This window comes from Moorella mulderi DSM 14980 (genome assembly GCF_001594015.1).
Classification (GTDB): domain Bacteria; phylum Bacillota; class DSM-521; order Neomoorellales; family Neomoorellaceae; genus Neomoorella; species Neomoorella mulderi.
Genome location: NZ_LTBC01000012.1, coordinates 46,393 through 57,939 on the forward strand (window position 1 = coordinate 46,393; position 11,547 = coordinate 57,939).

The window sequence follows — 11,547 nt, forward strand, 5'->3', positions numbered from 1 at the left end:
GAGCGAGCAAAACAACCACCCTTGAGCGAGATAGAGAAAGAGGAAGACGAAGACGGATGCCGGACAATATTGTTTTGATCGGCTTTATGGGCAGCGGCAAAACAACAGTAGGGAAGATCCTGGCCGCCAACCTGGGCTGGTCTTTTCTGGATACCGACGCCATGATCGAAGAGGATACCGGTTTGTCTATTAAAGCAATTTTTGCCCACTACGGAGAGCAATATTTCCGGGAACTTGAGCAGGCGGCAGTTGCCCGGGCAGCCGCCTCCCGGCGGGCAGTTATTGCCACCGGTGGGGGGGCCGTCCTTTCCGGAGACAATGTCCGGCGCCTGCGGGAAGGCAACAAAGTCGTCTGGCTCCAGGTACGGCTGGAAACCGCCCTGCAGCGGGCCGGGGTGAAGGGGGACCGCCCCCTCCTCCAGGGACGGCGCCGGGAAGAGGTGGCCGGGCTCTTCAAGCGCCGCGAACCCTATTATGCCTTTGCCGACATTTATATCGACACTGATGGCAAAGATGCAGCCGCCGTGGCCGGGGAAATAAAGGAGGCTTTAAAATCATGGCTGGCGAGCTTAAAGTAGACCTGGGTGAGCGTACTTATAAAATCCATTGCGGTTCCGGCCTGTTGCCGGAAGCAGGCTCCCTGCTTAAAAAACTGGACCTGGCCGCTCCCTGCCTGGTGGTAAGCAATGCCATTGTAGCTGGCCATTACTGGCCCACCCTGGAGCAAAGCCTCAAAGCAGCCGGTTTTCAGCCGCATCTCGCCCTGGTTCCCGAAGGGGAGGAGGCCAAAACCCTTAAAGTTGCGGCTGAACTATATGATGCTGCCCTGGCAGCCGGTATCGAGCGCGGGGCAGCCATCATGGCCCTGGGCGGCGGCGTGGTCGGGGATGTAGCAGGTTTTGTCGCCGCCACCTGGCTACGTGGGGTTCCTTTTATCCAGATTCCCACCACTATCCTGGCCCAGGTCGACGCCAGCGTAGGGGGCAAGGTGGCCGTCAACCATCCCCGGGGCAAGAACCTCATCGGCGCCTTTTACCAGCCGGCGGCCGTCATAGCCGACCTGGCAACCCTGGCCACCCTGCCGCCGCGGGAAGTCAGGGCCGGCCTGGCGGAAGTCATCAAATATGGCGTGATCATGGATGCCGGCTTTTTTACCTACCTGGAAGAACACCTGGAAGGCGCCCTGAATAGGGAAGAAGGGGTCCTGGAAACCATCGTTTTGCGCTCCTGTGCCCTGAAAGCAGAAATAGTTGCCCGGGATGAGCGGGAAAGCGATTTACGGGCTATTTTAAATTTTGGCCACACCATCGGTCATGCCGTAGAAGCCGCAACAGATTTTGCCGCCTACCGCCACGGTGAGGCGGTGGCCATGGGGATGGTAGCTGCCGCCCGCCTGGCCGTACGGCGGGGAATGTTTTCGGAAGAGGAAACCAGCCGCCTGGTGCGGTTGCTGCAGCGGGCGAGCCTGCCGGTTGATTTGCCTGCCGTCGACCCTGCCGCTTTCCGGGCGGCCCTGGGCCACGATAAAAAAGTCCGCCAGGGCCAGCTGCGTATGGTACTGCCGGAACGGCTGGGCAGGGTGCAGGTTACCCCGGTTAGTTTAGAGGAGATTATGGCGGTAATATGCTGAGGAATTGCCGGGGGCTGGGCGCCTTGGCCTGCTAAAGAATGAATGTTGCGGGAGGGGAGCAAGATGGACACCCGGCGGCGGCTGGGGGACCTTTTAATTGCGGCCGGGATGATCACCTCGGCCCAGCTGGAGGAGGCCCTGCGGGAACAAAAGCGTACCGGCGAACGCCTGGGCAGGGTACTGGTGCGGTTGGGTTTCATCACAGAAGAGAGCATCCTGGAAGTGCTGGAATTTCAGCTGGGCATACCCAAAGTCGTCCTGGCCGACTACCACCTGAACCCTGAGCTGGTGCGCCTGGTGCCGGAGGGCCTGGCGCGGCGCTACCTGGCCATCCCTATTCGCCTGGACGGCAACCGTCTCCTGGTAGCCATGGCCGACCCCCTGAACCTGCTGGCCCTGGACGACCTGCGCCTGGCTACCGGCAAGGAGATCATGCCGGCTATAGCTGCTGAAAGGGAAATTGAAGAGGCTTTGAGCAGGTTCTGGCAGAAGGAAACTGCTGCCAGCATGAGCGAGGCGGCGGCCGCCGCTGCCCTGGAAGCTCCCGGTCCCGGCGGTACCGAAGGGGCACCGGCTGTACGGCTGGTTAACAGCTTTATCCAGCAGGCGATCCAGATGCGGGCCAGCGATATCCACATTGAACCCCAGGAGGGGGAAGTGCGCGTACGCCTGCGGGTGGATGGCCTGCTGCGGGAGTTAACCCGCCTGCCCCTGGGGGTTCTAAGCAGCCTGATCTCCAGGATCAAGATCATGGCGGGCATGGATATTGCCGAAAAGCGCCTGCCCCAGGACGGTCGATTTCAGTTTACCCTGGGTAAACGCAACGTCGACCTGCGGGTTTCCAGCCTGCCCACGGTTTACGGGGAAAAGGTCGTCCTGCGCCTGCTGGACCAGGAGGCCATGCTCCTGTCTCTGGACGACCTGGGATTTTTGCCGGCCATAAAAGAGCGCTTTGCGAGCCTCATCCACAGTTCCTACGGCATGCTCCTCATTACGGGGCCCACGGGCAGCGGTAAAACGACGACCCTCTATGCCACCCTTAACATTTTAAGCTCACCGGAAAAAAACATCATTACCATTGAAGACCCGGTAGAATACCTGTTGCCCGGCATCAACCAGGTGCGGGTCAATCCCAAGGCAGGCTTGACCTTCGCCTCCGGGCTGCGGTCTATCCTGCGCCAGGATCCCGATATCATTATGGTAGGAGAAATTCGCGATCGCGAGACGGCCGACATCGCCGTCCGGGCGGCGACCACCGGCCATTTGGTGTTCAGCACCCTTCATACCAATGACGCCGCCGGGGCCGTCACCCGCCTCTTAGATATGGGCGTCGAACCTTACCTGGTCAACTCTTCCCTTATCGGCGTAGTAGCCCAGCGGCTGGTACGCCGGCTCTGCCCCCACTGCCGGGAGATTTACCGGCCCGAACCGGGGTCTTTGGAAAAGACCTGGCTGCCGGAAGTAGAAGAACTCTGGCGGGGTCGGGGTTGCCAGCGCTGCAGCTTTACCGGTTATGCTGGCCGGACGGCTATCCAGGAGGTACTGGTGATGAATGAAGAACTCCGCAGCCTGGTGACCGCCAAGGCACCGGCCATGGCCCTGAAAGAGGCGGCCGTAGCTGCCGGTATGGTGCCTTTAATCGAGGACGGCTTGGAAAAAGTCCGTCAGGGGATTACCACGGTGAGTGAAGTCCTGCGTGTTTCCCTGGGCGGTTTGTAAAGACCAGACTGTACTGCTGGAATCTGGGGCCTGGGTGGCATATACTTCCAGTGACCACAGGTGTTGAATTCCCAGTCTCGCCCTTTGCAGCCAGCCCGGCCCCATACGTTGATCATTGACACTGTTGGTAGCTGGCTGTTAGAAATCCCTGCCTTTGTTATCTGGCTTTATCCGGGAGGATTAAGATGATTGATATCGAAATCATCCTGCGGGCGGCGGCTGCCGCCGGGGCCTCCGATGTCCATCTCTCTGTCGGCCTGCCGCCGGTTTTCCGGGTCCACGGCGAACTCCAGGTCCAGCGCCAGTGGGAGCCCCTGGATTCCGAAATGACTGCCAGCCTGGTACGGCCTATAGTGGGCGAGAGGTGGGAGGTATTGCAAGAGCGGGGAGAAATAGACCTGGCTTACTCCCTGCCCGGCGTAAGCCGTTTCCGGGTCAATGTTTTTCACCAGCGGGGGAGCGTTAGCGCAGCCATCCGCCTTATACCCAGGGAAATACCCAGCCTGGAAACCCTGGGATTACCGCCGGTGGTGGCCGAGCTGGCGGAACGACAGCACGGCCTGGTCCTGGTGACGGGGCCAACGGGTAGCGGCAAGTCCACCACCCTGGCGGCCATGGTGGATAAAATCAACCGGGAACGCAGCTGCCATATAATAACCCTGGAAGATCCCATTGAATACCTGCACCAACACCGCCGCAGTATAGTCAACCAGCGGGAAGTGGGTTCTGATACCCAGTCCTTTGCCAGTGCCCTGCGGGCCGCCCTGCGCCAGGACCCGGATGTTATCCTGGTCGGCGAGATGCGGGACCTAGAGACCATTGCCACGGCCATCACGGCCGCGGAAACGGGCCACCTGGTCCTGGCGACTTTACATACCAGCAGTGCCATCCAGAGCGTGGACCGGATCATTGACGTTTTCCCGCCCCACCAGCAGGGGCAGGTCCGCATCCAGCTGGCCGACACCCTGGAAGGGGTTATCACCCAGCAGCTTTTACCGCGGGCCGACAGGAAGGGCCGGGTGGCAGCCGTGGAAGTGCTGATTGCTACCCCGGCTGTTAAGAATCTCATCCGCGAGGGTAAAACCCACCAGATTGTTTCCAGCATGCAGACGGGAGCCCGCTACGGCATGCAGACCATGGACATGGCTCTGCGGCAGCTGGTCACCAGGGGGGTGATAGCGGATAGAGAATTAAACAATGGTTAATGGCGCCAGGATTAGCAGGAATTTGCCTTTTTATGACGAATAAATGTCCATATATCCTCGTTCAAGGCAAACCTGGCGAAAGCCAGGGGCGCAAAGCTACGGGCCTGTAGACGCTGTCATGGCCGCCGGGCTGCCGGGGAAGAGTTCTATCTTTCCCTGTTGCCGGTGGCTATTTATATTTTGGAGGGAAAGCATGAATTTTGCCTACCGGGGAAGGGATGCCAGGGGGAATGCAGTTAGCGGGAATATAGAAGCGGAAAGCCAGGAACTGGCCATCCGGGAACTGCGCCGGCAGGGGATTTTTATTACTTACTGCCGGCCGGCAGTTGTAACCCCAGCCCGGGACTGGCGGCGCCTTTTCCGGCGGCCGGTATCCCGTCGCGACCTGGCCCTCTTCTGCCGCCAGCTGGCGACCATGCTGGGGGCTGGCCTGCCGATTGTGACGGCCTTGCATATTTTACAGCGACAGGCAGAAAATCCTTCCCTGCGAGAAAGTACTGGTATGCTTCTCCAGGACCTGGAGTCCGGGGAGGCCTTTTACCGGGCCCTGGAACGGCAGCCCCGGGTCTTCCCGCCTATCTTCATTCACACCGTCGAGGCCGGTGAACTGGGTGGGGCCCTGGACGAGACCCTGGAGCGCCTGGCCGGGCACCTGGAACGGGAACATGAAGTAGAGGAAAAGGTCAAGTCGGCCCTGACCTACCCGGCGATAGTCAGCATGGTTGCCCTCCTGGTAGTTATTTTTCTCCTGACTTATGTCCTGCCTTCCTTCCAGGTCATGTTGAACAGCCTGCAGGTGCCCCTGCCCTGGCCGACGCGCCTGGTTCTGGGACTAAGTGAAGGGTTACGGCGCTTGTGGCCTTTTCTGGTCTTTTTTATGGCCGGCGCCGGTTATGGGTTTTACCGCTGGCAGCAAAGGCCAGCGGGGCGCTACCAGGTCGATCGTTTGTTCCTTCGTTTACCAATTTTCGGTCCCCTGCATCATAAGGCGGTTCTATCTCGTTTCAGCCGTACCCTGGGTACCCTCCTGCACAGCGGTGTACCGGTCCTGCTGGCCCTGGAAATAGTGCGGCGTACGGTGGGCAATGCTGTGGTGGCCGGCGCGGTGGAGCGGGCGGCAGAAAGCGTTCGCGACGGGCAGAGCCTGGCGACTCCACTGGAAGCGAGCGGCGTCTTCCCTCCCATGGTGGTGGAGATGATTACGGTAGGCGAGGAAACTGGGGCCCTGGATGCCATGCTTGAACGAGTGGCGACTCTTTATGAGCAGGAGGTGGAGGCGGTCGTGGCCCGCCTGGCTTCACTCATAGAACCAATCCTGATTGTCGGGCTTGGTGGCATTGTGGGGGTGATCGTAATTTCGGTCTTTCTGCCCTACTTTCAGATGCTGGGCGGCATAAGGTAGAGGCGCGCGGGGTATCTTTTTTCTCATTTTGCCGGTGGCTATCCTAGCAGCCTGCCCTCATGACAATGCCCTGGCCGGCGGCTCCATGTCGAGGAGTGCCAGGATAACTCTGCATCCTGCCGCGTTTGAGATCGGGGATAATAATGCGGGTAAGAGGGGGGTGATCTATTTGTAGGTTTCCCCGGCTACTGGGAGCCGGTACTCGCTAGCCAGGCAAGTACGGGGGTGATTTACTTTTAGGTTTCCCCGGCGGGCTGGCAGCAGGAAAGTAAAAAGCGCAGGCAAAAAAATCAGGGAGGTTGATTGATTCATGTGGCAGAGACTGAAAAAGGCGCGGGACCAGCGGGGTTTCACTCTGGTGGAGCTCCTGGTCGTTATTGCCATCATCGGCATCCTGGCCGCCATCGTCGCCCCTAACGCCTTCAAGGCCATTGAGAAGGGCAAGGTGGCGGCCGCGGAAGCAGATTACAAGGCGATTAAGGCTGCGGTGTTGAATTTTTACACGGACACGGGCCAGTGGCCGCCTAACCCCTGGGAGTCTGGAGTTCCTGCTGACGTCTACCTTGTGACAAAGCCTGACTCAGGTTACGAGGGCTGGAACGGCCCATATTTGGAGCGCTGGCCGAGCAAGAACCCGTGGGGAGGCTACTATAAGTATGTTTATTGGACCGGCAATGACTCTCCATGGGAAAGCCCTGCTAGGTGGATTGAATTAAGTAGTGTACCAGGTGCAAACGGGAGTTCATCCACTGGTGCTGCGAAGCAATTGCAGAATGATCTGGGAGAAGAGATTGTCAAGTTTGACGGTAGTTTAGTAAAGATTTTGGTTTCTAGGTATTAATAATTGCGGTTACGTTTGATATAGGGCAAGGTTTTGTCAGATGTCGAAAAATGTAACTAATACTCTTTGTTGTTTTCCGTCTTAGCGGGGTTGCTTTGTTACCCTTGCAAAACTAATCTTTCTAAGAAGGAGGGAGTCTGGTTGCTGAAGCAAGTATGTAAAGGCGAAAAGGGCTTTACTCTGGTTGAACTGCTGGTAGTCATCGCCATCATCGGCATCTTGGCCGCCATAATTGTTCCTAATGCCTTCAAGGCCATTGAGAAGGGCAAAGTGGCGACGGCCGAAGCGGATTACAAAGCGATTAAAGCGGCGGCGTTGAATTACTATACGGACGTAGGTGAGTGGCCGGAACATCAATCAGCTAACTCAGATCCCGGGTTGACTACCAACGTTGGTAACAAACCTGGCTGGAACGGCCCTTACCTGGAGCGCTGGAAAGACAAGAATCCGTGGGGAGGAGATTATAAATTCCAGAACGGCCCATATATAGACTGGGATGGCCAAAGTGGCAATGATGCAGCGGTGTATCTTAAATTGACTGGTGTCCCCTTAAGTGCCGCAAACAAAATAGTAAGTGATCTTAGTGATAGTGTAGTAGAGTTCACCAATCAGACTAGTACTACCACCGAAGTCAATATATTGATAGCGGTTAAATAGGAACTATTAAAACGTGCTACTGCTGTTGTATTTTGTTTTTTTGTCGAGTAAGAAAGCTACTGGATCAGATCACTGGCCAGTCATTCGTGTAAAAACATCCTGCAACGCGATATCGAGCGGTCGGAGTAGCCTACCTGCGGTGCTCATACGTCGTAGCAGGCTACCCGGCCCCACCTTAATCCGTCCCGCCCCTTTTCCGGCAGGGGGGGGATGGTGTGCAGATGTCATTTTTTATGGGAAGGATTGTAATTGAAATTAGGAAGCGTTATATACTACACTGTGCAGTTTTGCTTCTGGCTACAGGTGTAGCTGGCAGGTAACGTGAAGATTTACGTGTCATGACGTAAGACTGGAATAGATTAGTGCTTGACAGCTATGATGATTAAGCAAATTTTGCAGGGGTAAAAGGAAAAAGTCATGCTGGTGTTTTTTTTCTTACTGGGTCTTTTTATCGGCAGTTTCCTTAACGTGGTCATTTACCGCCTGCCGCGCGGGGAAACGGTGGTCTGGGGTCGTTCGCATTGTCCGGCTTGCGGGCGGGCGCTGGCCTGGTACGACCTTATACCCGTATTGAGCTACATGTTTTTGCGGGGCAGGTGCCGTTACTGCCGCCTGCCGATTTCCTCACGATATCCTTTAGTCGAGCTTGTCACGGGCGTGGTATTTACCACCCTTTTTTATAATTTCGGCCTCTCCTGGATCCTGGTAAAATACCTTTTTCTAAGCGCCGTGCTGGTAGCCGCCAGCTTCATCGATCTGGAGCACTACCTGATCCCTGACCGCCTCGTGGTGACCGGTGCCTGCGGCGGTATTCTTTTAAGCCTGTTGGCGCGGGATGTGGGGTTCTGGGCTGCCTTAGGGGGAATTGTTGCGGCAGCAGGATTTTTGCTGCTGGTTGCCGTAATAAGTAAAGGTGGCATGGGCGGCGGGGATGTCAAGCTTGCAGGTATGGTAGGGCTTTTCCTCGGCTGGCCCCTGGCATCTCTGGCTCTTTTCCTTTCCCTGGTCACAGGCGGCTTGGCGGGCGTTTGCTTGCTGGTTTCCGGCCGGAAAAAGCGGCAGGACCCCCTTCCTTTCGCGCCTTTTATCGCCATAGGGGGGCTGTTGGCGTTGTTTTTTGGCGAGAAAATGTTGCACTGGTATCTTGTTAGGTTTATGTAAAGCAATGAAACGCGAAGCGTGAGCAGTTTATATAGCGGCGGTTGATATGGCGGGGACGGAAAAATATAGTTCCACGCAGGCGGTGCAGGGAGAGCGCGGTTTTACCCTGATAGAAATGGTAGCTGTCATGGCCATCACTGGGCTCCTGGCTACGGTGGTCCTGCCGGTAGTGGCTAAGAGCTTGGCATGGTGGCAGGTGCAGACGGCGGCCTGGCAGCTGGTCAGCGATATCCGGGAAGTACAGCAGAGGGCCATGGGCGGCGAGGACCGCCAGTGGAAGCTCCTCCTTGACGACGTCAACGAACTGTATTTCTTGAAAAAAAATACGGAGATTATCCGGGAAACCAAACTTCCCGCGGGCATAACTATGGAATTACGTTTACAGCATGCCGGTTCCCGGCTGGGTAGTGAAATATCCTTTACGATCGAGGGGGAACCGGTAAATAGCGGGGATATAGTGCTGAAGGACCGCTATGGCCGGGAGTATTATATAACCATTATGCCGGTTACCGGCCGGGTCAAGGCGGGGAAAACGACGTGAAAAAGTGTTGCTGGCCTGGTAACAACCGTGGTCTAACCCTGATTGAAGTCCTGGTGGCAGCAGCCTTGCTGGCGGCTGTGCTGGCGCCTATGCTGGGTATGTTTATCACCGCCGCCCGGGGTTATACCAGGGGCGGCCAGGAAACCATCGTTTTGAATCTGGCCCGGGAACGTATGGAAACCTGCCTGGCAGCCGGTTATAATGGCCTGGCCTCCCTGCCTGGAGCTGGCGGCACCTGGCAGGCTTACCCCGGCCGGCCGGGATATGAGTACCAGATAACTATAACAGATTATGACCTCGTCCTACAGGTGAAGGAAGTGATGGTGCGGGTGCGCCCGGTGAATGACCCGGCGGGGCAGGTGGAACTGGCAACCCTGGTTGCCAGGTGGCCGTGAAGTGGCGGCGGGCCGGCCTTACTTTAATTGAAACTGTAATTGCCGCCAGCCTGATGGTCCTGGTCCTTATGGCTTCCTTGAGCATCCTCCAGGCGGGTTTAAAATGGTGGCAGCGCGGCTGGGACCGTATGGATGCCCAGCAGAACGCCCGCGTGGCCCTGATGCAGATGACCAGGGAGATCCAGGCGGCCGGCCAGGTGGTTAGCGGTTCGGGGAGATATACCCTTATAATTGCCGACGCGGCCGGAAACCAGTTTAAATACGAGCTTAGTGGTAGCGATCTCCGGCGGGCTGTTAAAAATAAAGGATCTTTAAGCTTCAGCGGCTATAATCTCCTGGCCTATGGGGTGCAGACCCTGGAATTTTTTTATGACCATCCAGAGGCGCCGGAAAACAGTAAAACCGTAACCATCCACCTTGTTACCCGGGACGCCGAAGGACGGGACTTTGACGTAATTACCGCTGCAGCCCTGCGGCTCAGGGTGATGAACCCTGGAGGTTAGCATTTAACTTGCTGGTAAAAATTCTGGTAAAGATTTTTATTGCAGGTGATATTCTTTGGCCGGCACCTGGCGGCGGAGTATAGCTACAGGCAAGGGAAGAATTGATGCGGTGAGGTTGCCGGGGAGGTGCTGGTACCGGCGCGGCAGCGCCCTGCCGGGGGTCCTGCTGGCAATCCTGGTCCTTTCCCTCCTGGGGGCCGGGCTTCTTTCTCTCTCCCTGGTGGAGCGCCAGGGCGCGGCTAATGAAGTCAAAATTACCCAGGCCACTTATTTGTCCGAAGCCGGCATCAACCTGGCCCTGGCAAGATTACGCCAAGATCCCGGCTGGCGGGAGGGGCTGGGGGAAACATCTTTAACTGGCGTCCAGGGATATATCCAGAGAGTAGATATTAGCCAGCAGGTATTGAGCTACCGCCTTCGCTCTCTGGCCCAGGTTGGTGGTGTTCAGCGGGCCGTAGAGGTCGATCTGGCGCGACCCCTGTATACCTTTGCCCTGGCTACTGCCGGTGACCTGGATAAGCAGGACAAATTAATTATTGCCGGAGGGGATATCCTTGCCCTGGGGGATATCAACAATCTGAAAGTTGTTTTCGGCGAGGATAACGTCATTAATGTGGCTGCCGGTGGAAATTTAACTGTAAACGGTACCCTCCAGGGAAGCGCTGTAGCTGGCGGGGACCTCTATGTTAAAGGAACTATCAAAGGCGACGCCACCGCCGGTGGAGTTATTTATAATAAAGATAAAATCTACGGCAACAAGTTTGAAGGTGTCAGCTTAACTTTCCCGTCCTTTCCCGACAACCCCGATGCTCCTTTCACAAACGGTTTAACACTGGGGAAAGATACATATACCATTGAGGAAATCCAGGCCATGGTTAATAATGCCGGCATGACTCCGGCGATTCTTTATCGGCAGGGAGACCTGACCATAACGGCTGGCCATGACAATGATCATGGCAATAACAATAACAATGGTAATAACAATAGCAATAGCAATAGCAATGGCAACGACCATAGCACCCCGTATTATTATAATGGTATCGCCATTATTGCCGCTTCGGGCAGCATCACCCTGGAGACCAGCCTGTTACCTGCTTCCGTTGGAAATGCCTGGGCCTTCATTGCCGGCGGGGATTTAAATATTTCCGGTGGTACCAGACTGGGAGGAGTGTTTATTGACGGGGGCACCTTTAGTAAGAATGATCGCGGCCAGGAGAGTACCATTAACGGGAGCCTGGTAACCAGGTACGTCGGTGCAATCGACGAAGGTAGCTATGATACTTCCGGCAGCAATCAGGAAATAAGGGGTAATGATAATAATAACGGAAACGGGCAGGGGAATGGTAAGGATAAAGATAATGACCATAAAATTAAGGGTAAGATCCGAATCATCTATGATCAGAACCTTGTTGGTTCCCTGGCTCCCTATTTGAGTCAGGGTAACTGGCAGATCCTTTCCTGGCGGGTGGCAGCTTTGGAGCAATAAATCCAGG

Annotated in this window: 12 protein-coding genes and 1 riboswitch; all 12 genes read left to right on the plus strand. The window is 56.3% G+C overall.

The window, feature by feature from the left end; translation table 11 throughout:
• Positions 1 to 56: 56 nt before the first annotated feature.
• The gene (locus MOMUL_RS11900) at positions 57 to 578 is read left to right on the plus strand and encodes a shikimate kinase (protein ID WP_062285200.1); all 522 of its coding nucleotides are present in this window, start codon (positions 57 to 59) and stop codon (positions 576 to 578) included.
• Positions 557 to 1,630, plus strand: a complete 1,074-nt coding sequence (aroB, locus tag MOMUL_RS11905; RefSeq protein ID WP_062285202.1) for a 3-dehydroquinate synthase — start codon at positions 557 to 559, stop codon at positions 1,628 to 1,630. Before MOMUL_RS11900 ends, aroB begins: the two co-directional genes overlap by 22 nt.
• 63 nt (positions 1,631 to 1,693) lie before the next feature.
• Entirely contained in the window at positions 1,694 to 3,349 is a 1,656-nt protein-coding gene (locus tag MOMUL_RS11910) for a GspE/PulE family protein (protein WP_062285204.1), read from the plus strand.
• A 185-nt stretch (positions 3,350 to 3,534) separates the two neighbouring features.
• Positions 3,535 to 4,554, plus strand: a complete 1,020-nt coding sequence (locus MOMUL_RS11915; RefSeq protein WP_062285205.1) for a type IV pilus twitching motility protein PilT — start codon at positions 3,535 to 3,537, stop codon at positions 4,552 to 4,554.
• Positions 4,555 to 4,609: 55 nt separating this feature from the next.
• Positions 4,610 to 4,692: riboswitch (cyclic di-GMP riboswitch) on the plus strand.
• 55 nt (positions 4,693 to 4,747) lie between these two features.
• Entirely contained in the window at positions 4,748 to 5,956 is a 1,209-nt protein-coding gene (locus MOMUL_RS11920) for a type II secretion system F family protein (RefSeq protein ID WP_062285207.1), read from the plus strand.
• Between the two features lie 310 nt (positions 5,957 to 6,266).
• The gene (locus MOMUL_RS11925; RefSeq protein WP_062285209.1) at positions 6,267 to 6,797 is read left to right on the plus strand and encodes a prepilin-type N-terminal cleavage/methylation domain-containing protein; all 531 of its coding nucleotides are present in this window, start codon (positions 6,267 to 6,269) and stop codon (positions 6,795 to 6,797) included.
• 141 nt (positions 6,798 to 6,938) lie between these two features.
• Positions 6,939 to 7,454: a prepilin-type N-terminal cleavage/methylation domain-containing protein gene (locus MOMUL_RS11930; RefSeq protein WP_062285211.1), complete on the plus strand. Its 516-nt coding sequence runs from the start codon at positions 6,939 to 6,941 to the stop codon at positions 7,452 to 7,454.
• A gap of 417 nt (positions 7,455 to 7,871) precedes the next feature.
• A complete protein-coding gene (locus tag MOMUL_RS11935) occupies positions 7,872 to 8,615 on the plus strand; it encodes a prepilin peptidase (RefSeq protein ID WP_062285212.1) in 744 nt (247 codons plus the stop codon).
• A 46-nt stretch (positions 8,616 to 8,661) separates the two neighbouring features.
• Positions 8,662 to 9,156, plus strand: coding sequence for a type II secretion system protein (locus MOMUL_RS11940; protein ID WP_062285214.1), 495 nt, complete (start codon positions 8,662 to 8,664; stop codon positions 9,154 to 9,156).
• Positions 9,153 to 9,551, plus strand: coding sequence for a prepilin-type N-terminal cleavage/methylation domain-containing protein (locus tag MOMUL_RS11945; RefSeq protein ID WP_062285216.1), 399 nt, complete (start codon positions 9,153 to 9,155; stop codon positions 9,549 to 9,551). Before MOMUL_RS11940 ends, MOMUL_RS11945 begins: the two co-directional genes overlap by 4 nt.
• Entirely contained in the window at positions 9,542 to 10,054 is a 513-nt protein-coding gene (locus tag MOMUL_RS11950; protein ID WP_062285218.1) for a hypothetical protein, read from the plus strand. The genes MOMUL_RS11945 and MOMUL_RS11950 overlap by 10 nt, the downstream gene beginning before the upstream one ends.
• A 55-nt stretch (positions 10,055 to 10,109) precedes the next feature.
• Positions 10,110 to 11,540 (plus strand): hypothetical protein, encoded by a 1,431-nt coding sequence (locus MOMUL_RS11955; protein ID WP_062285219.1) that lies wholly within the window; start codon positions 10,110 to 10,112, stop codon positions 11,538 to 11,540.
• The last annotated feature ends 7 nt before the right edge of the window (positions 11,541 to 11,547 follow it).